Here is a 19,636-nt window from a genome sequence, read left to right as displayed (position 1 = left end):
GGGGGTGAGCCGAGGATGTGGGGTCAGCCGAGGGTGTGGCTGAGGTCGAACGCGGTGTCCTGGACGTGCCCGTGCGAGACCAGGACCTTCGTCCCCTTCACTGAGCCCAGATGACCCCAGACGCGGGAGAAGGTCTCGCGGTCGACGCCGCTGAACGTCTCGTCGAACAGGTAGACGTCAGGGGCGTGGAGGACGGCACGTGCTATCGACAGCCGTTGGATCTGTCCGCGGGACAGTCCGGCTCCGCTTTCCCTGAGAGGTGCGTCCAGCCCTCCCGCGAGGGTGTCGAGCACTTCGAGGAAGCAGGCCACACGGCAGGCTTCGATGATGTCGGCCGTCGCGTGGGGGACGCCGAGCGTGAGGTTCTCGCGCAGCGAGGCGGTGAGCAGGACGGGGTTCTCGGGAACGTAGAGGACGCGCCGGCACAGCTCGGCCTCCCGGATCCGGGCGACCTCGGCACCGCCGAGGGTGACGCTGCCGCGGTATCCGGTGTGCGTACCCGCCAGCAGGGCGAGGAAGGTGCTCTTTCCCGAGCCGTTCGCGCCGCGCAGCAGCACGCTGGTGCCGTGGGGGATGTCCAGGGTGATTCCGGAGAGCGTCGCGCGGCCCGAGCCCTCGTGGGTGAAGCCCAGGTCCCTGACGCGCAGGTCGGCCGGCTCCAGCGGTGTCTGTGCCTCCTCGTCCGTCAGGCTCTGACGGGCGTCGTCCCGCTGGAGGATGACGTCGCGGTACCGGCCGAGAGCGGCCGACGTGCGCTGGGCGGTGACCTGGAGCGAGGCGACCGAGTCCATGGCGCCGAGGAAGTAGCCGGACATGGTGAGGAACCCGAAGACCTGGCCGACCGTGAGGGAACCGGAGAGCATGTGGCTGAGGCCGGCCCAGGCGATCACCACGGTGAACACGGTCTGGGTGGCCGTCTTGCTCACCGCGTTGATGTTCTCGAGGCGCCCCAGCCTGGTCTCCGACGTGATTCTGCGGTCCAGTGCCCGTGCCATCCGGCCGAAGGCGAATTCCCGCCGACCGTAGCCGATGAACTCCGTGTGTCCCCGCAGCACGTTGAGCGTCTCGGACTTCAGGGTCGCATCGCGCTGGAGGGCTTCCTCCGCGGCGCTCTTGATGTACGGAAAGAGGAGAAAGGAGCTGAACAGATTGACCGTGGCGGGCGGGATCAGGAAAAGGAAAAGAGTGGGGCTCGACACCAGTAGATAAGTGCCGACGGAGAGCACGACGCAGAGATCGACAGCGGCTCGTACGGCGGCGGCGGTGATCAGTCCCTGGATCTCCTGGACGTCGTCGATACGGCTGACCAGATCGCCCGGCCTGCGACTCTTGAAATAGTGGGCGGGAAGACGCAGGAGCTTGCGGAGATATCGCTCGGAGAGCTGCCGCTGCAGGGACTGGCTCAGGGCGACGATGACCCGGCCGCGCAGGAACTGGACGCCGGCCGCCGCCACCGCGATGCCGATGAACTCGGCCGACAGGACGGCGAGTCGTCCACGGGATCCGTCCCCCATGACCCGGTCCACCGCCAACTGCACGAACAGGCTGTTCAGCAGTGCGACGAGGGAGACGACCACGGTGGTGATCAGGACGACCGAGAGCTGTCCGCGATGCTCCCGGACCGCCTGACGCAGCAGGCCGGACGCTCCGGGCCACCGAAGTCGCGCCGCCCAGGTCGGCCGTGTGGCCGGACGGTCCGTGATCAGGGCCTCGCCGTGGAACAGCTCGGCCAGCGTCTCGGGCGGCAGCCGCATCGGCCGGGACATCAGAGGGTCGCCGACGATGAAGTCCCCCTGAGCGGTGACCTCGTGCACGACGACGAAGTGCCGGTATCCCTCGTCGTCCATCAGGATGACCGCGGGTCCCGCCAGCCGCACGGCCTGTGCCAGCTCGTCGATGTCCAGTCGCAGCAGCTCGCTGTCGACGCCGTATCCCGCGAGGGCGTCACGGAGCCGGAGGAGGCTCGAACCCTGCTCGCCGAGGCCGATCGCTTCGCGCAGGATCGCGGTGTCGATCACGACGCCGTGCCGCAACAGCACCGTGCGGACGCACGCCGGGCCGCAGTCCGTTTCCCCGGACTGACGGGTGTGGTAGCTCTGCCACTTCAAGCTTGGATCTCCTGGGCCTGCCGGCGGGAAAAGGAGATGCCCGCCCCGAGCAGGGGCGGGCACCGGTCGTCCTTAAAGCTTGTCGCAGCCCAGCGACTTCCAGAGCTTGTAGTAATCCCCGTAGCTGCACGACATCGGGTTCCCGATCTGCGCGAAGATCCATTCGCACCGGGCCCGGCTCGGCTTGCCCTCACCGGAGGCAACGGCGGCCTCCTCGTCGGTGAGCGCGGTGAACTGCATCTCGCGAAGAGTTTGAAGACTCATCGATTTCCCCACTTGTTCTGGTCTCGGCCGGCCTTCTTGGTCGTTTTCGTGGCCGGTCCGATGTCGACCGTAGACGTAGAACAAGCAAATGATCAAGGTCGAACGATCAGTGACAGCGGTCACTTTGTCGTTGTTCGGGGTGTCGTGGAGTTTTGGTGGAATCACCTTTTCGGGCATGCCGAATTCCCCGGACCGTCCGACGGTCCGGGGAATTCTGCCGTGCTGGAGGAGGCTCGGTGTTACTTGGCCTCGGCCTTCAGGAGTTCCGCGAGCTCCTCGTCGGACTCGCGGCCCGGCGTCGGGAGGTTCCACTTGGTGATCGCGAAGCGGAAGACCACGTAGTAGACGGCGGCGAAGCACAGGCCGACCAGGACCAGGCCCCACGGGTTGGACGCGATGCCGATGTTCAGGCCGAAGTCGACGACGCCGGCCGAGAAGCCGAAGCCGTCCTTCATGCCGAGCGCCCAGGTCAGTGCCATGGAGACACCGGTGAGGACCGCGTGGATCGCGTACAGCGCCGGCGCGATGAACATGAACGTGAACTCGATGGGCTCGGTGACACCCGTGACGAAGGAGGTCAGGGCGAGCGAGAACATCATGCCGCCGACGACCTTGCGGCGCTCGGGGCGGGCGCAGTGCACGATCGCGAGGCAGGCCGCGGGGAGGGCGAACATCATGATCGGGAAGAAGCCGGTCATGAACTGTCCTGCGGACGGGTCGCCCGCGAGGAAGCGGGAGATGTCGCCGCTCTTGCCGTGGTAGTCGCCCGCCTGGAACCAGGGGTAGGAGTTGAGCAGGTGGTGCATGCCGATCGGGATCAGCGCACGGTTGGCGACACCGAAGATGCCCGCGCCGACGGCGCCCGAACCGACGAGCCACTCACCGAAGTTGTGCAGACCCGTACCGAGGACCGGCCAGATGTAGCCGAAGACGACGCCGAGGATCAGACCCGCGAAGGCGGACAGGATCGGGACGAGACGGCGGCCGCCGAAGAAGCCGGCCCAGTCGGGCAGCTTGGTCCGGTAGAAGCGCTGGTATATCAGCGCCACCACGATGCCCATGACGACACCGCCGAGCACCTTGGCGTCCACCGGGGCGTCGACCATGACCACCTTGCCGTCGACGGCCGTGGCCACCTTCGGCAGGTTCTTGTCCGTGAACGTGGCGAGCACGTTCTTGAAGACCAGGTAGCCGACCACGCCGGCGAGAGCGGTCGAGCCGTCCGACTTCTTGGCGAAGCCGATCGCGATGCCCACCGCGAACAGCAGGGCCATGTTGTCGAGGATCGCGTTGCCGCCGGCCGCCATGAAGCCGGCGATCTTGGTGAGGAACGTCGGGAACGACGGGCGACCCAGCATGTCGGGGTTGCCGAGGCGCACCAGCAGTGCGGCGGCGGGCAGCACGGCGACCGGCAGCATCAGGCTCCGGCCGATGCGCTGCAGGACCGCCATCACGCCGGCGCCCCTGCCCTTCTTCTCCGCGGCGGGTGCCGCGCTGGCCGTGGTCATCAACTTCCTCCAGTAGGCAAGGCGCCGCCCAGGGGACAGTGATGAGGACGGCGGCGTCTTTGGGGGTACGCGGCGACTCGTCGGCCTCGCGTGGTCTACACCACTCAGTGGTGTAGACCTGTTGTAGCACGGTGAAGGCTGGATAAGGAACCCACTGATTTTGTGGTCTCGGCCATAACGGGAAGAACTGGTTCCGGTCATGCCGAAGGGCCCCCGGACCAGGTGGTCCGGGGGCCCTTGGGGGAGAGCGGTGCTGGTGGGCGGCTTCCGCGTCGGGAGAGGGCTACGCCTTGGTCGTGTCCTCCACGTCCTCCTCCGGCTCCCGACCCGGCGTCTTCAGATCGAACTTCGTGATCGCGAACCGGAAGATCGTGTAGTACACGGCCGCGAAGCACAGCCCGATCGGCACGATCGCCCACGGCTTCGTCGCCAGGTTCCAGTTGATGACGTAGTCGATCAGACCGGCGGAGAAACTGAAGCCGTCGTGCACGCCCAGTCCCCACGTCACTGCCATCGAGACGCCGGTGAGGATCGCGTGCACCACGAACAGCAGCGGCGCGATGAAGAGGAACGAGTACTCCAGCGGCTCCGTGATGCCGGTGACGAACGACGTCAGCGCCACCGACAGCATCAGACCGCCCACCTCCTTGCGGCGATGCGGCTTCGCGCAGTGCGTGATCGCCAGCGCCGCCGCCGGCAGCGCGAACATCATGATCGGGAAGAAGCCCGAGGTGAACTGCCCCGCGTTCGGGTCGCCCGCCAGGAACATGTTGATGTCACCGTGCACGACCTCCCCGTCCGGCTTGGTGAAGCTGCCGAACTGGAACCAGATGGGCACGTTCAGGAACTGGTGCAGGCCGATCACCAGCAGCGCACGGTTGGCCAGGCCGAACACACCCGCACCCCACGCGCCCAGCCCGACCAGCCAGTCGCTGAAGTTCTCCAGCGCGTCACCGATCGGCGGCCACACCCACACGCACAACGAGGCGAACAGGATCGCCACGAACGCCATGATGATCGGCACCAGTCGGCGCCCGTTGAAGAAGCCGAGCCAGTCCACCAGCTTCGTACGGTGGAACCGCTGCCAGAAGTACGCCGACAGCAGCCCGATCACGATGCCGCCGAACACCCCGGGATTCTGGTAGGTGAACTCGACGACCGAGTTGTCCTCCAGCCGACAGCCCAGCTTGATCGCCGTGCTGCCTCCCGGGCAGTCCTCCGGGAAGGCGCGCAGCACGCTGTAGTAGACGAGGAACCCCACCACCGCCGCGAGCGCCGTCGACCCGTCCGACTTCTTCGCCATGCCGATGGCCACGCCCACACAGAACAGCATCGGCAGACCGAGCTGACCGTCCAGCAGCGCGCCGCCCGCCGCCCCCATCACCCTCGAGACGTTGTCCCAGCCGAGCCCCTCCGCACCGAACACGTCCGGCTGGCCCAGCCGGTTGAGGATGCCGGCGGCCGGCAGCACGGCGATCGGCAGCTGAAGACTCCGGCCCATCTTCTGCAGACCCTGGAAGGCCTTGTTCCAGCGGTTGCGCGCAGGTGAGACGGCACTCACGGAACTCATGGGCGTCCTCCGGGCCGGGCCGGTTTGGCGACTGCCCGTCAACTGGTGTAGACCAGTTGACGACGCGTCGCTCTGTCGTGATCGCCATCATTCGGCACCCACGACACGACCGCTCGCGAAGATGGGCCAACTGTGGGTTACTGCGACAAAGCGGTTCTGATCAGGGAGTACGACATGGCCACGAAGGCTGAGAAGATCGTCGCCGGGCTCGGCGGCATCGACAACATCGAAGAAGTCGAGGGCTGCATCACCCGCCTGCGCACCGAGGTCCACGACGCCTCGCTGGTCGACGAAGCCGCCCTCAAGGCCGCCGGCGCCCACGGCGTCGTCAAGATGGGCACGGCCATCCAGGTCGTCATCGGCACCGACGCGGACCCCATCGCGGGCGAGATCGAAGACATGATGTGAGAACCGGGACCCGCTGAGGCACCCGCCGCTCCCCGCGAGCGGCACCCCGCCTCCACCGACCCGGCTCACCCCTGAGGGGCTGCTTCCGTCACCGGCGGACAGCCCCTCACCCGTGTGCCGATAGGCTCAGCGGCATGTCTCGCATCGACGGCCGCACCCCCGAACAGCTGCGCCCCATCACCATCCAGCGTGGCTGGAGCAAGCACGCCGAGGGCTCCGTCCTCGTCTCCTTCGGCGACACCAAGGTCTTCTGCACGGCCTCCGTCACCGAAGGCGTCCCCCGCTGGCGCAAGGGCAGCGGCGAGGGCTGGGTCACCGCGGAGTACTCCATGCTGCCCCGCGCCACCAACACCCGCGGCGACCGCGAGTCCGTCCGCGGCAAGATCGGCGGCCGCACCCACGAGATCAGCCGCCTCATCGGCCGCTCCCTGCGCGCCGTCATCGACTACAAGGCGCTCGGCGAGAACACCATCGTCCTCGACTGCGACGTCCTCCAGGCCGACGGCGGCACCCGCACCGCGGCCATCACCGGGGCGTACGTCGCCCTCGCCGACGCCGTCGCCTGGGCCCAGGGCAAGAAGCTCATCAAGGCCGGCCGCAAGCCGCTCATCGGCACCGTCTCCGCCGTCTCCGTCGGCATCGTCGGCGGCGTCCCCCTCCTCGACCTCTGCTACGAGGAGGACGTGAAGGCCGACACCGACATGAACGTCGTGTGCACCGGCGACGGCCGCTTCGTCGAGGTCCAGGGCACCGCCGAGGCCGAGCCCTTCGACCGCAAGGAACTCAACGCACTCCTCGACCTCGCCGTCGCCGGCTGCGACGAACTCGCCGCCGTCCAGCGCGCGGTACTCGAATCGACCGGTGAGGCAACCGCGGGCTAGTTCCACGCGTTCTAAGGGGTACGGGCGCACGGTTCAGCCGTGCGCCCGCCGGCCACGTCGGGCGGATCGGGACGACCCCACCGCGGGACGCACCGGCCGCCGACGCGGCCGTACGCCATCTTGCCCACGGGGAGGGACCGTTCCATGGCCGCGCGCCACCACCGTCGACGCCGTACCGCCGCACTCGCCGTCACCGCCGCACTCGTCGTCCTGCCGGCGGCCGTCGGCTGCGACGCCGTGAACAAGGCGCTCGACTGCGTGCAGACCGCCGACTCGATAGCCGACAGCGTCACCGACCTCCAGCAGGCGGTCGAGAACGCGGCCAACGATCCGTCGCAGACCGACGCCTCCCTCAACTCGATCGAGAACAACCTCGACAACATCGGCGACAAGACCGACAACGCCGACGTCAACAAGGCGGTCGACAACCTGAACAAGGCCGTCGCCAACGTCCGCACCGCCGTCAGGAACGGCGACGACACCCCCGACATCAGCCCCGTCACGGACGCGGCGGGCGAGCTGACCAAGGTGTGCACGCCGTAGGCGTGGCGTGGCCCCCGTGGTCACAGGGGCCGAGGATCTTGCGGGCGGCAGGGGGCATGCGGCCGGCGGCCTGCGGCAGGACACGGCACCGACCGCCCCTCCGACGACAGGACTACGGACCGGACCCCGGCCCACACCGGGGATACGCGGGCTACGGACCCGGACGGGCCTCGGGTGTCGGGGCGCCGGGCGGGGCGCCGGACCGGGACGCCCGTCCCGCGGCGGAGGCGCCCTCGGAGATACTGGCCCCCATGACCCGCCTGATCCTCGCCACCCGCAACGCCGGAAAGCTCACCGAACTGAAGGCGATCCTCGCCGACGCAGGCATCACGCACGACCTCGTCGGCGCGGACGCCTACCCCGACATCCCCGACGTCAAGGAAACCGGCGTCACCTTCGCCGAGAACGCCCTGCTGAAGGCCCACGCCCTCGCCCAGGCGACCGGGCTGCCCGCCGTCGCCGACGACTCGGGCCTGTGCGTCGACGTCCTGAACGGCGCCCCCGGGATCTTCTCCGCGCGCTGGGCCGGCCGCCACGGCGACGACCAGGCCAACCTGGACCTGCTCCTCGCCCAGCTCTCCGACATCGACGCCCCGCACCGCGGCGCCCACTTCGCCTGCGCGGCGGCTCTCGCCCTGCCCGACGGCACGGAACGCGTCGTCGAGGGCCAGCTCCTCGGCACCCTCCGCCACACCCCGGCCGGCACCCACGGCTTCGGCTACGACCCGATCCTCCAGCCCGACGGCGACACCCGCACCTGCGCGGAACTCACTGCCGCCGAAAAGAACGCGATCAGCCACCGAGGCAAGGCGTTCCGCGCGCTGGTACCGGTGGTCCGCGAACTGCTGGGCTGACCGACAGGACAAGCAGTACGCAGAGGGGCGCGCCGTCACGAAGACGGCGCGCCCCTGTCCGCGGTGGGCCCGGTGGGATTCGAACCCACGACACACCGGACCTAAACCGGCGCCCTCTAGCCAGCTGGGGTACGGGCCCAACGCCGTCACTTTACTGGTCCGCGCGGTCCGCCCGTCCGCCGACTCCGAGAGACGGGCCTCGTCGGGAGTGGGTCCCCGTCTGACTGTGGCAGGACGGGCAGAGGTAGCGCAGGTTCTCCGGTCGGTTGTCGAACCGCTCGCCGTTGACGTGGTCGATCTCCAGCACCAGACGCTTGCCGCGCCAGATGTCGCCGATGCCGCATTCCGCGCAGGTGTGAGGCACCTCGAGGTCGTCGAGAGCTCGCCGTAGGAGCGTGGTCCTGGTCCGCGGGGACCCAGGCGCTCCACGGTGCAGAACCTGCTCGGCGGACTTCCGACGTGGTGACGGGACACCGCGTCGGTGCCCCTGTCCGGTGAAGTGATCGAACGCGATGCCGTGTGTCTCCGCACTGCGCCTCAACCGTGCGCGGTTGGTGGTGTTGTCGGCCATGCCCAGTGTCTTCAGCAGCACGGCGAGGCTGCTGGACCGGGCGGCCGCGGGCGCGAGCGTCTCCGGCGGGATCAGACTCGGGCCGTACCCACGGCCTCGGGTGAAGTGCGAGGTGTCGATCCCGAACTGGTCGAGCTTCTTCCGCACATGGCCGTACGGGCTGGTGTCGGGTGGGTGTCCCAGATACTCGAACAACTCCCGCACGCTGTACGAGTGGGCCGCCGCCTCGGTGAGCAACTCCCGTGTGTAGGAGCGCCTCTCGCGGACGGGAAGGGGCTCGTCGACGAAGTGTGAGGTGTCGATCCCGTAGTGGTCGAGCCTGCGTCGCACGTAGCGCAGGCTCGGAGGTCCCAGGGGAGCGCCCAGGCGGCGTAGCAGGTCCACCAGGCTGGTCGAGAGGTCCGCCGTCCTGGCCAGCGTGTCCCGTGGATACTTCGCCCCGGTCACGCCGACCTCCGCTTGCGCCCGCGGTAAGTGTCCGTCGTCGCGTGGCAGTTGGGGCAGAGGAGCCGCAGGTTCCCCGGTCGGTTGTCCCACCAGTCGCCGTTCACGTGGTCGACCTCGAGAGTGAGTGGCCTGCCGTTCCACCCGGGGCCGGTGCCGCAGTCGGCACAGCGCTCGGCCACCCCCGCGCGCAGCAGCTCACGGCGGAGCCGTGCTCCCGGCACCCTGCCCTTCTCCGGTGGCCGCAGGGTGAGGAGTCCGCCGGACGAGCCCTTCGCGGCCCTGCGACGGGACTGCGCGAAGTGGGACGAGTCGATCCCGAGCGCCGCGATCCTGCGGGCCACGTGCGCCTGGTTGCCGCCGACCTGGCTGATCCCCAGGTGGCGTACGACGTCCTTGACGCTGGTCGACGCGCTCACGGCGGCGAGCAGAAGCTCCTTTGTGTGCCGCACCTGGTTCGTCATGAGGTGGGCGATGTCGATGCCGGCCTCGCCCATCTTCTGCCGCAGATAGCGGCGACTGCCCGGTGTCGGGTTCCCGCCGCACCAGCGGACCGCGTCATCGATGTGCCGCGTCTCGCGAGCCGCTTCCTCCAGCAGCTCACGGGTGTACCTGACGCTCATTTTCCCCCACCGTCGGTTGCGTGTTCGCACCTCGAACGGGTCAACGAGCAGGCCATCGGATGGTCACGCCCCCCACGGGGCTCAGCGTCCGCCCGATGTGGGGCCTCAGTGTCCCGACGTCACCTTCAGCCCGACCACCGCCACCAGCAGCAGGCCGATGAAGAAGATGCGGGCCGCGTTGGCCGGTTCGCCGAGGAGGAGCATGCCGAGGACGGCGGCGCCCGCCGCGCCGATGCCGACCCAGACGCCGTAGGCCGTGCCGATGGGGAGGGTCTTCGCGGCGTACGAGAGGAGGACCATGCTGGCGACGATTCCCGCGCCGGTGAGCACGCTCGGGACCGGCCGGGTGAAACCGTCGGTGTACTTCATTCCGATCGACCAGCCGACTTCGAGCAGACCGGCGACGAGCAGCAGAACCCAGGCCATGGGGCACCTCCGAGAGACAGGACGACGGCTGGACCGAAGTGCGTCGTCTTTGCAGGGCCCGGTACGGCGCGTCTCGTCGGGGTGCTTTCCACCGTAGCAAAGGAATGCGAAAGGGGCTGGTGACCATGGTCACCAGCCCCTCGCGGCGATGTTCGCCCTACAAATACAGGCCCGTCGAGTCCTCGGACCCCTCGAACCGGTCCGCGGCCACGGCGTGCAGGTCCCGCTCGCGCATCAGCACATAGGCGGTCCCGCGCACCTCGACCTCGGCGCGGTCCTCGGGGTCGTACAGGACCCGGTCGCCCGGCTCGACCGTGCGGACGTTCTGGCCCACCGCGACGACGTCGGCCCAGGCGAGGCGGCGTCCGACGGCCGCCGTCGCGGGGATCAGGATGCCGCCGCCCGAACGCCGCTCGCCCTCGGCGGCGTCCTGCCGCACGAGCACACGGTCGTGCAGCATCCGGATGGGCAATTTGTCGTCGTGGGTGTTGTGCTGTTCCCGATTGGCGCTCACGCCCAGAACCTACCTGTCCCCGAGCCTTCCGTAGCCGGGCGGGTCAGCCCTTGCGCCGCCGTGTGCCGAGTACGAGCAGCCCGACGACACCCACCGCCAGCAGGGCCGCCGGCACGATGCGCTCCAGCCGGGGCGCACCCTCCTCGGTGACGAACTGCCCCTTCACATCGCCGACGACGCGGTTCACGCCGACGTAGGCGCGCCCCAGCGTGTGGTCGATGTTGGAGGCGACCTTGGCCTTGGCGTCTCCGACGATCGTCTTGGGGTGGACCCGCACGCCGATCTCGTCGAGCGTGTCGGCGAGCGTTGCGCGGCGGTTCTTGATGTCCGCCTCGATCTGCGCCGGAGTCCTGGTATCCGACGTGTCCGACGTATCCGACACCGCGCTGCCTCCGTGGTCGTGTAGTGACTGTCTGGTTCGGACAGTCTGTCAGCTCCTGCTGCGCCGCACCCCTCGGCACCCCCCATTACGCTCGTTCCGTATCCATTCCATCCCCTTGGCCACGTGAGGTTCCGATGAGCGAGCGACTGCAGCCCGGCGACACCGCCCCCGCCTTCACCCTGCCCGACGCCGACGGCAACGAGGTCTCCCTGGCGGACCACAAGGGCCGCAAGGTCATCGTCTACTTCTACCCGGCCGCCCTCACCCCGGGCTGCACGAAGCAGGCCTGCGACTTCACGGACAACCTCGACGTGCTGGCGAGCGCGGGTTACGACGTCATCGGTGTCTCCCCGGACAAGCCGGAGAAGCTCGCGAAGTTCCGTGAGAAGGAGTCCCTGAAGGTCACGCTGGTCGGGGACACCGACAAGTCGGTCCTGGAGGCGTACGGCGCCTTCGGTGAGAAGAAGCTGTACGGCAAGACGGTCGTCGGGGTCATCCGCTCCACCGTGGTGGTGGACGAGGAGGGCAAGGTCGAGCGGGCCTTCTACAACGTGAAGGCGACCGGGCACGTGGCGAAGATCATCAAGGACCTGGGGATCTGACCCGCTCGTTGCGGTTCAGTCCCGTTCGGCACGCTGGGGTCCTCCTTCCGGGGAGGGCCCCAGCGTGCCGCCCGGCCCGTCAGGGCTTTCTGGTGCTGAGCGGGTTCAGCGGGCCCTGGCCGGCGATGGTGCCCGTTCCGCCGTCCGTGGCTCCGCCGTCGGTGCCGGTGCCGCCGTCCGTGGTGGATCCGGTGGTGCCGCCGTCGGTGGTGCCCCCGCCGTCGCCGCTCGTGGTGCCGCCTCCGGTGTCGGCGCCGCCGTCGGTCTGGCCCTGGTTCTGACCCGCGGTCTGCCCCTGGGTCTGGCCGTTGGTCCGTCCCGGGGACTGGCTGGCGCCCTGCGTCTGCCCCTGGTCCTGGCCCGGGGTCTCCTGCCCGCCGTCGGTGGTGCCGCCGTCGTCCTCGTCGGTGGTGTCCGGCTCGCTGGGTTCGAAGGAGGGGACGTCCTCCTGTTCCTCGGCACCCGGCTGGAGCTGGAGGTCGAAGTCGGACGCGTCGGTGCCGTCGAGGGCGTCCTTGGTGAACTGGGCCCAGATCTGGGCGGGGTAGCCGCCGCCGTTGATGCGGGCCTGGCCGAGCGCGCCGTACAGGGACTTGTGGGCGCCGGTCTCGGGGTCCTGGCCCATCACGGAGACGACGGTGGCGAGGTCGGGGGTGTAGCCCGCGAACCAGGCGGCCGTGTCCTCCTCGGCGGTGCCGGTCTTGCCCGCGGCGGGCCGGTCGGCGGCCTGCGCGGCCTGTCCGGTGCCGCCGTCGACGACGCTCTGGAGCATGGACGTGGTCGTGTCGGCGGCCTCACGGCTCACCGCCTGGGTGGTCCGCTGCTCGGGCAGCTCCACGTCGTCCTCACCGTCCTTGGTGATCTTCTCGACGAGGGAGTACGTGCCGTGCCTGCCGTGGTTGGCGAGCGTGGCGTACGCCTCCGTCATGTCGAGGACGCTGGCGGTGGCCGGGCCGAGGGCGATGGAGGGGGAGGCCGTCAGGTCGGGGGTGTTCGCGGGCAGGCCGAGCGCGACGGCGGTCTTCTCCACCTTGGCGGGGCCGACGTCGACGGCCATCTGCGCGTACACCGAGTTGACCGACTTGTCGGTGGCCGTGCGGACGGTGATGTCGCCGTACGAGACGCCGTCCTCGTTCTCCGGGGCGTAGGTGCCGCCGCTCCAGCCCTGCACCGGGCGCTTGTCGGTGCCGTCGTAGACGGTGTTCGGGGTGATCATGCGGCCGTCCTGGGTCGTGGAGAAGTTCTGCACGGCCGAGGTGAAGACGAACGGCTTGAAGGTGGAGCCGACCTGGTAGTCGCGGCGGGTCGCGTTGTTCACGTACTGCTTGGTGTAGTCGATGCCGCCGTACATCGCGCGGACCTTGCCGCTGGACGGGTCGATGGCGACGCCGCCGGCCCGGACGTACGAGTCGACCTTGCGGTTCTTCTTGTCGAGCCGGTCCGTCACCTGGTCGTTGACGGCCTTCACGAAGGCGTCCTGCTTGGGCTTCTGCAGGGTGGTCGTGATGCGGTAGCCGCCGGTGGTGAGGGTGTCCTCGTCGATGATCTTGTTCGAGGTCAGGTAGTCGTTGACGGCCTGCACGAGATAGCCGCGCTGGCCGGACATGCCCGACGGGCCCTTGGCCTGCTTGGGCGGCTCGAAGGTGACGCGGGCGCGCGCCGGCTGGGTCAGCCACTTCTTCTTGACCATGCCGTCGAGGACGTAGTTCCAGCGGGCGAGCGCCGCCGCCTTGTTCTCGGGGTGCGCGATCACGTCGAACTCGCTGGGCGCGTTGAGCAGCGCGGCGAGGTAGGCGCCCTGGGCGACGGTGAGGTTCCGGGCGTCGACGCCGTAGTAGGCCTGGGCGGCGGCCTGGATGCCGTAGGCGTTGCGGCCGTAGTAGCTGGTGTTGAGGTAGCCCTCCAGGATGTCGTCCTTGCTCTTCTCCCGATCGAGCTTGATCGAGATGAAGAACTCCTTGATCTTTCGGGTGACGGTCTGTTCCTGGCCCAGGTAGTAGTTCTTCACGTACTGCTGGGTGATCGTCGAACCCGACTGTCTGCCCTTGCCGGTGGCCGTGTTCCAGCCCGCGCGGATCATCGCCTTGGGGTCGATGGCGGACTCGGTGTAGAAGTCGCGGTCCTCGGCGGCGAGGGTGGCGTGCTGGGCGTCCTTGGAGATCTGCGCGAGGGAGACGTTCTCGCGGTTGACGTCGCCGTCGCGGGCGAGCTGGCTGCCGTCGGCGTACAGATAGACGTTGCTCTGCTTGGTCGCGGCGGCGTTGGCCGGCGGGATCTTGACGAGGTAGTAGCCGAGCGCGAAGAGGCCGACCAGGACGAGGATCAGGCACACGAGGGTGCCGAGCAGCATCCGCCAGGTCGGGACGAGCCGGCGCCAGCCGGTCCGCTTCCGCTTCTCCTTCCGCTTCTTGTCGGGCTCGCCCGGTCCCGCCGCGGGGTCGCCGGCCGGGCGGGGGCCCGGTTCCGGTTCCCTGGGTGCCCAGCCCTGGTCGTTCCGCTGCGGCTGCGGCTCGTCACTCATCTGTTCGCCGGACTCCTGTTTCACGTCGTACGTCGCCGTACGACCTCTTACGCCTCATACGCCTGGTGCGCCCCTCTTGAAGACTGTCGCACCCCGCGTTTCGTTCCCTGATCCCGGCACGCGTCGCGCCGGAAAATGCCTGGCGGCACGCGCGGGGCCGGGGCTAGGCTCCTGCGTTTTGGCTCAACTTGGCTCAACGCTCAGGAGGGGGACGGGTTGTGGGCACGACGCGGTTGTACGCGTCCGTCGCGGCGGGCGGTTTCCGGCGGTACGCCACCTATCGGGTCGCCACGGCCGCGGGCGTCTTCACGAACACCGTCTTCGGGCTGATCCTGGCCTACATCTTCATCGCGCTGTGGGACAGCAGGCCGCACCTCGGGGGCTACGACCAGGCCCAGGCGCTGAGCTACGTGTGGCTCAGCCAGGCGCTGCTGATGGTGGTCGCGGTGATGGGCGGCGGCTTCGAGGACGAGCTGATCGAGCGCATCCGTACGGGTGACATCGCGATCGACCTGTACCGGCCCGCGGATCTGCAGCTGTGGTGGCTCGCGCAGGACGTGGGACGGGCGCTGTTCCACCTGCTGGGCCGAGGGGTGGTCCCGCTCGCCTTCGGGGCGCTCCTCTTCGACCTGGCGCTGCCCGCCGATCCGCTGACCTGGCTCGCCTTCCTGGTCGCGGTCACGCTCGGCGTGGTCGTCGGGTTCTCGATCCGCTTCCTGGTGGCGCTGTCGGCGTTCTGGCTGCTCGACGGGGCGGGCGTCTCGCAACTCACCATGATCGCCGGGGTGTTCTGCTCGGGGATGCTCCTCCCGCTGAACGTGTTCCCGGGCACCCTCGGCGAGGTCGTACGGGCCCTGCCGTGGTCGTCGCTGATCCAGGCGCCCGTGGACGTCCTGCTCGGCACGGCGGACCCGCTCGGCACGTACGCGTTCCAGGCCGCCTGGGCGCTCGTCCTGCTCACGGCGGGGCGGCTGCTCCAGTCGGCGGCGACCCGGAGGGTGGTGGTGCAGGGTGGCTGACCCTGTGGAGGAGGCCGTGCTGGAGCGGGCGCCCGGCGTGACCGGGACGCCGGGGGAGCGGCCGGAGTGGGCGGCGGATCCCTTCGCGCGGCGGGGGGCGTACGAGCGGCTGTGCGACGGGCTGCGCGCCTACCGGCTGATCACGGCGATGTGGATGCGCTCGACGATGGCCTACCGGGCGTCGTTCGTGATGACCGCGCTCGGGAACTTCGCCGCGACCGCCTTGGACTTCGTGGCGATCCTGCTGATGTTCTCGCAGGTCGACCGGATCGGCGGGTACGGACTGCCCGAGGTGGCCTTCCTCTACGGGGTGGCCGGCACCGCCTTCGGGCTCGCCGACCTCGCGCTCGGCTCGATGGACCGGCTCGGTCGGCGGGTCCGCGACGGCACGCTCGACACCCTGCTGGTGCGGCCCGCGCCCGTCCTCGCGCAGGTCGCCGCCGACCGGTTCGCGCTGCGCCGCCTCGGCCGCATCGTCCAGGGCCTGCTCGTCCTCGGCTACGCCCTGGCCGTCCTCGACATCCAGTGGACGCCGCTCAAGGTGCTGCTCGTCCCGCTGATGCTGCTCAGCGGCGGCGTGATCTTCTCGGCGGTGTTCGTGGCGGGCGCGGCCTTCCAGTTCGTCGCGCAGGACGCCTCCGAGGTGCAGAACTCCTTCACCTACGGCGGCAGCACGCTCCTGCAGTACCCGCCGACCGTCTTCGCCAAGGACATGGTGCGCGGGGTGACCTTCGTGCTCCCGCTCGCCTTCGTCAACTGGCTGCCCGCGCTGTACGTGCTGGGGCGGCCCTATCCGCTCGACCTGCCGACGTGGGTCGCCTTCACACCACCACTCGTGGCGGCGCTCTGCTGCGCGCTCGCCGGGATCGCCTGGCGCGCGGGGCTGCGCGCCTACCGCAGTACGGGAAGTTAGGGGAACGGGCGTGGCCATCACCGAGGACGGCGGACCCACGGGTCCGGACAGCGCACCGGCGGGCCGGGCCGGCGGACCCACCGGTCCGGACGCCGGATTCATCGAACTGGACGGCGTCGAGAAGGTCTTCGACGTGCGCAAGCGGACGGGGTTCCTGCGCAGCGAGCGGCGGCAGGTGCGGGCGGTCGACTCGATCTCGTTCAGCGTGCCGCGCGGCGAGATGGTCGGCTACATCGGTCCGAACGGTGCCGGGAAGTCGACGACCATCAAGATGCTCACCGGCATCCTCACCCCGAGCGGCGGCCGGCTGCGGGTCGCGGGCCTCGACCCGTCCCGGGAACGGACCCGGCTGGCCCGCCGGATCGGGGTGGTGTTCGGGCAGCGGACGACCCTGTGGTGGGATCTCCCGCTGATCGACTCCTACCGGCTGATGCACCGCATGTACCGCATCCCCGACGCGCGGTACCGGGAGAACCTGGACCGCTGTGTCGAACTCCTCGAACTCGGAGCCCTGTTGGACGTGCCCGTGCGGCAGCTGTCGCTGGGGCAGCGGATGCGCGGCGACATCGCGGCGGCGCTGCTGCACGATCCCGAGGTGCTCTACCTGGACGAGCCGACCATCGGGCTCGACGTGATCAGCAAGGCGCGGGTCCGTGAGTTCCTGCGCGACCTGAACGCCGACCGCGGCACGACCGTGCTGCTCACCACGCACGACCTGACCGACATCGAGCAGCTGTGCCGGCGGGTGATGGTCATCGACCACGGGCGGCTGATGTACGACGGTCCGCTGGCCGGGCTGCACGAGGTGGGGGAGAGCGAGCGGACCCTGGTCGTCGATCTGGAGCGGGAACTCCCGCCGATCGAGGTGGAGTCGGCGCGGGTCGTGAAGGTGGAGGGACCGCGCCAGTGGCTGGCGTTCCCGGCGGCTCTCTCGGCGGCTCCGCTGGTGGCGCGGATCGCCGCGGAGTACCCGCTCGTGGACCTCTCGGTGCGCGAGCCGGACATCGAGGCCGTGATCAGCCGCATGTACGCGGAGAAAGCGGTCTCATGACGCGTCTCGTGAACCGACCCCCAAGGCTTGTCCAAGGCGGCGAGCGGCATGGCGAGCGGGCGGGGGAACTCGTAGGCTGCTGTCCATGACGGACGACGAACTCCCGGAGCTGCGCGCCTCAGACGCCGATCGTGAACGGGTCGCCGAACAGCTGAGGGACGCCGTCGCCGAAGGCCGCCTCGACATGGAGGAGTTCGAGGAGCGGCTGGAGGCGACGTACAAGGCCCGTACCTACGGGGAGTTGACGCCGATCACCCGCGATCTGCCCGGCGCGGCGGCCGCGGCCCCGATCTCCATGGTCAAGCAGCCCGTGGACGACGGAAGTTGGGCTTCGCGGATCGTGGGCGGCGAGGGGTCCTCGTCGTGGGGCGTGGCCGTGCTGTCCGGCTTCGAGCGCAAGGGCCGCTGGACGGTGCCGCGCCGCTTCAACTCCTTCGCCTTCATGGGCGGCGGTGAGATCGACCTGCGCGAGGCGAACTTCGCGGACCGCGAGGTCGTCGTCAACTGCGTCGCGGTCATGGGCGGGATGAACGTCATCGTGCCGCCCGGCGTCGAGGTCGTCGTCCGTGGCATCGGCATCATGGGCGGCTTCGACCAGCGCGAGGAGGGCCGGCCGGGCGATCCCGGGGCACCCCGGGTGATCATCACGGGCTTCGCCTTCTGGGGCGGCGTCGGGGTGGAGCGCAAGCTCACCCGCGCCGAGCGCCAGCGCCAGCGGGAGGAGCGCCGCCAGGAGAAGCTGGAGCGACGTGCGGCCCGCAAGGAGCTGCAGGGGTCGCAGGGCGGCCGCCTCGGTGACGTGTTCGACGTCCTCGACGACGCGCGGGACCTGATCCGCGACCGGCACGAAGACCATCACGAGTACCGCGACGAGCGGGAGCAGGAGCGCCGCGAACGCCACGAGGAGCGCCGGGAGCGTCACCGGGAGCGCCGCGAGGACCGCCACCGCCGTCACTTCGGCGACCACTGAACTCCCGCGGCCCCTCGGGTCGTTGGCGGGCGCGGTGACCGACGTGACCACGGTGCCCCCGGGAAAGGCCGCGGCGCGCCCGCGATCGCGAGCGCGCCGGTGGGCGTGAGGGGTCGGATCACAGCTCCGCCGGAGCCGAGCCCTTCAGCTGTTGGAGGTCGAACACCTCGGCCATCCGCCGGAAGCCCCGGTCGCTCGGGTGGAGATGGTCACCCGAGTCGTAGTCGGTGCGCAGGCGGCGCGGGTTGTACGGGTCGCGCAGGGCCGCGTCGAAGTCGACGACGGCGTCGTACACCTTCCCGGCGCGGATCTGCGCGTTCACGGCCTCCCGGACGGCCTCCCGCTGCGGGGTGTAGCCCCGGTGGCCCTCGAAGGGCATCAGGGTGGCGCCGACCACCCGCAGGCCGCGGGAGTGCGCCTGCCGGACCAGGGTCCGCAGGCCCGCCGTGATGGTGCGCGGGTCGACCTGGTTCGGGTTGCGCAGGATGTCGTTGACGCCGAGGTCGATGACGACGGCCTTGACGTTCGTACGGTCGAGGACGTCCCGCCCGAAGCGGCTCAGTCCGCTGGGGTTGTCGGCGGGACGGCCGAGGCCCGCGGCGAGGATCTGGTTGCCGCTGATGCCCTGGTTCACGACGCTGTAGCGGGGCGTCTCACCGGTCCCGGCCGAGGCACGCAGCCGCTCCGCGAGGACGTCCGGCCAGCGGCGGTTGGCCCCGACGGTGGAGGTGACGCCGTCGGTGAGCGAGTCGCCGAGCACGACGACCGTGCCCGTCGCCTCGTCGCTCAGCACGTCGACCGCCGTCAGGTAACGCCAGTACGGCGTCTGCTCGGTGTACGAGGTGCCGCTCACGTCCTCCGTACGGTCGCCCTGCGCGACGTACGAGAGCTGGCGGGCCATCGGGTGGTAGGTGACCGGTCCGGACGGCGTCGGCGAGTACGTCGTCACGAGAACGTCCGCGCCGTGCGGGATGCGCACCCGGACGGCGTCGCTCATCACCTGTCCGCCTGCCGGGATCACGACGGCCGTGGCGCCGCCGAACGTGAGGCGGCGCATGGTGTCGGCCGCGGCGGCGGCGTTCTCGGCGGTCGCGGCGACCGCGATCGTGGCGTGCGCGAGGGCCAGCGGGCGCTGTCCGTAGAGATTGGACAGCGTGATGCGGGCACCCGTGCCCCCGACGGCCGCGTGCACGACGTTGCGCACGGAGCGGCCGGCCATGCCGTCGGTCTCCGTGCCGGGCTCCGCTCCGGCCGGGGACGCCGACCAGGCGCCGACCCAGGTGCCGGTGGAGGCGGGCGCGGCGGAGTTGTGCGACGTACGCCCACTGGCGACGTCGGTCCGGGTGCCGCTGCCGTCGTCGGCGGCGACACCGATGTAGATGGCCCCCGAAAGGACCACGACCACGGCGAGAACCGCGGCGAGCAGGGCATAACCGTGACGCTTGGTCATGCGGTGCGTCTCTC

Annotated in this window: 20 protein-coding genes, 1 tRNA gene and 1 riboswitch; of the genes, 9 read left to right on the top strand and 12 right to left on the bottom strand. The window is 69.7% G+C overall.

Annotation, left to right across the window (positions count from 1 at the left end):
- Positions 1-23: 23 nt before the first annotated feature.
- The 4 genes from AB0C62_RS06585 to AB0C62_RS06570 form a co-directional block, all read right to left on the bottom strand.
- Positions 24-2,108, bottom strand: a complete 2,085-nt coding sequence (locus AB0C62_RS06585) for an ABC transporter transmembrane domain-containing protein (RefSeq protein WP_362970152.1) — start codon at positions 2,106-2,108, stop codon at positions 24-26.
- A 72-nt stretch (positions 2,109-2,180) separates the two neighbouring features.
- A complete protein-coding gene (locus AB0C62_RS06580; protein ID WP_362970150.1) occupies positions 2,181-2,549 on the bottom strand; it encodes a hypothetical protein in 369 nt (122 codons plus the stop codon).
- Between the two features lie 62 nt (positions 2,550-2,611).
- Positions 2,612-3,880, bottom strand: coding sequence for a PTS transporter subunit EIIC (locus tag AB0C62_RS06575; RefSeq protein ID WP_081217502.1), 1,269 nt, complete (start codon positions 3,878-3,880; stop codon positions 2,612-2,614).
- 283 nt (positions 3,881-4,163) lie between these two features.
- Entirely contained in the window at positions 4,164-5,450 is a 1,287-nt protein-coding gene (locus AB0C62_RS06570) for a PTS transporter subunit EIIC (RefSeq protein ID WP_362970148.1), read from the bottom strand.
- A 174-nt stretch (positions 5,451-5,624) separates the two neighbouring features.
- On the opposite strand from AB0C62_RS06570, the gene AB0C62_RS06565 reads away from it, so the two are divergent.
- From AB0C62_RS06565 to rdgB, 4 genes are all read left to right on the top strand, one after another.
- Positions 5,625-5,858 carry a PTS glucose/sucrose transporter subunit IIB gene (locus tag AB0C62_RS06565; protein ID WP_069920430.1) on the top strand — a complete coding sequence of 78 codons (234 nt, stop codon included), beginning with the start codon at positions 5,625-5,627 and terminating at the stop codon, positions 5,856-5,858.
- Between the two features lie 134 nt (positions 5,859-5,992).
- Positions 5,993-6,739 carry a ribonuclease PH gene (gene rph / locus AB0C62_RS06560; protein ID WP_362970146.1) on the top strand — a complete coding sequence of 249 codons (747 nt, stop codon included), beginning with the start codon at positions 5,993-5,995 and terminating at the stop codon, positions 6,737-6,739.
- Positions 6,740-6,883: 144 nt separating this feature from the next.
- Positions 6,884-7,282 carry a hypothetical protein gene (locus AB0C62_RS06555; RefSeq protein WP_362970144.1) on the top strand — a complete coding sequence of 133 codons (399 nt, stop codon included), beginning with the start codon at positions 6,884-6,886 and terminating at the stop codon, positions 7,280-7,282.
- A gap of 251 nt (positions 7,283-7,533) precedes the next feature.
- A complete protein-coding gene (gene rdgB / locus AB0C62_RS06550) occupies positions 7,534-8,136 on the top strand; it encodes an RdgB/HAM1 family non-canonical purine NTP pyrophosphatase (RefSeq protein WP_362970142.1) in 603 nt (200 codons plus the stop codon).
- Between the two features lie 64 nt (positions 8,137-8,200).
- On the opposite strand, the gene AB0C62_RS06545 is transcribed toward rdgB, so the two are convergent.
- From AB0C62_RS06545 to AB0C62_RS06520, 6 genes are all read right to left on the bottom strand, one after another.
- Positions 8,201-8,275 (bottom strand) — tRNA-Leu (locus AB0C62_RS06545).
- Positions 8,276-8,287: 12 nt separating this feature from the next.
- Positions 8,288-9,154, bottom strand: coding sequence for an HNH endonuclease signature motif containing protein (locus AB0C62_RS06540; RefSeq protein WP_362970140.1), 867 nt, complete (start codon positions 9,152-9,154; stop codon positions 8,288-8,290).
- Positions 9,151-9,774, bottom strand: coding sequence for an HNH endonuclease (locus AB0C62_RS06535; protein ID WP_362970138.1), 624 nt, complete (start codon positions 9,772-9,774; stop codon positions 9,151-9,153). Before AB0C62_RS06535 ends, AB0C62_RS06540 begins: the two co-directional genes overlap by 4 nt.
- 105 nt (positions 9,775-9,879) lie before the next feature.
- A complete protein-coding gene (sugE, locus tag AB0C62_RS06530; RefSeq protein ID WP_362970136.1) occupies positions 9,880-10,200 on the bottom strand; it encodes a quaternary ammonium compound efflux SMR transporter SugE in 321 nt (106 codons plus the stop codon).
- A 37-nt stretch (positions 10,201-10,237) separates the two neighbouring features.
- Positions 10,238-10,303: riboswitch (guanidine-III (ykkC-III) riboswitch) on the bottom strand.
- Between the two features lie 54 nt (positions 10,304-10,357).
- Entirely contained in the window at positions 10,358-10,714 is a 357-nt protein-coding gene (locus AB0C62_RS06525) for a co-chaperone GroES (protein WP_358814998.1), read from the bottom strand.
- A gap of 43 nt (positions 10,715-10,757) precedes the next feature.
- Positions 10,758-11,096, bottom strand: a complete 339-nt coding sequence (locus AB0C62_RS06520) for a DUF3618 domain-containing protein (RefSeq protein WP_266614071.1) — start codon at positions 11,094-11,096, stop codon at positions 10,758-10,760.
- 134 nt (positions 11,097-11,230) lie between these two features.
- Between AB0C62_RS06520 and bcp the strand changes: the two genes are divergently transcribed.
- Positions 11,231-11,698: a thioredoxin-dependent thiol peroxidase gene (gene bcp, locus AB0C62_RS06515; protein ID WP_355862919.1), complete on the top strand. Its 468-nt coding sequence runs from the start codon at positions 11,231-11,233 to the stop codon at positions 11,696-11,698.
- Positions 11,699-11,777: 79 nt separating this feature from the next.
- Here bcp and AB0C62_RS06510 read toward each other — a convergent pair whose 3' ends face one another.
- Positions 11,778-14,219, bottom strand: coding sequence for a transglycosylase domain-containing protein (locus AB0C62_RS06510; protein WP_362970134.1), 2,442 nt, complete (start codon positions 14,217-14,219; stop codon positions 11,778-11,780).
- Positions 14,220-14,437: 218 nt separating this feature from the next.
- Between AB0C62_RS06510 and AB0C62_RS06505 the strand changes: the two genes are divergently transcribed.
- From AB0C62_RS06505 to AB0C62_RS06490, 4 genes are all read left to right on the top strand, one after another.
- Entirely contained in the window at positions 14,438-15,238 is an 801-nt protein-coding gene (locus tag AB0C62_RS06505; RefSeq protein WP_362970132.1) for an ABC-2 family transporter protein, read from the top strand.
- 37 nt (positions 15,239-15,275) lie between these two features.
- Positions 15,276-16,151 carry an ABC transporter permease gene (locus AB0C62_RS06500; RefSeq protein WP_362970204.1) on the top strand — a complete coding sequence of 292 codons (876 nt, stop codon included), beginning with the start codon at positions 15,276-15,278 and terminating at the stop codon, positions 16,149-16,151.
- 100 nt (positions 16,152-16,251) lie between these two features.
- Positions 16,252-17,202, top strand: coding sequence for an ABC transporter ATP-binding protein (locus AB0C62_RS06495; RefSeq protein ID WP_081221590.1), 951 nt, complete (start codon positions 16,252-16,254; stop codon positions 17,200-17,202).
- Positions 17,203-17,287: 85 nt separating this feature from the next.
- The gene (locus AB0C62_RS06490; RefSeq protein WP_362970130.1) at positions 17,288-18,172 is read left to right on the top strand and encodes a DUF1707 domain-containing protein; all 885 of its coding nucleotides are present in this window, start codon (positions 17,288-17,290) and stop codon (positions 18,170-18,172) included.
- 118 nt (positions 18,173-18,290) lie between these two features.
- Here AB0C62_RS06490 and AB0C62_RS06485 read toward each other — a convergent pair whose 3' ends face one another.
- Positions 18,291-19,622 (bottom strand): SGNH/GDSL hydrolase family protein, encoded by a 1,332-nt coding sequence (locus AB0C62_RS06485; protein WP_362970128.1) that lies wholly within the window; start codon positions 19,620-19,622, stop codon positions 18,291-18,293.
- Between the last annotated feature and the right edge of the window lie 14 nt (positions 19,623-19,636).

The organism is Streptomyces sp. NPDC048643, assembly GCF_040650615.1.
Taxonomy (GTDB): domain Bacteria; phylum Actinomycetota; class Actinomycetes; order Streptomycetales; family Streptomycetaceae; genus Streptomyces.
The sequence above is the reverse complement of the archived record's forward strand: the minus strand, read 5'-3'. Positions and strand labels throughout refer to the sequence as shown.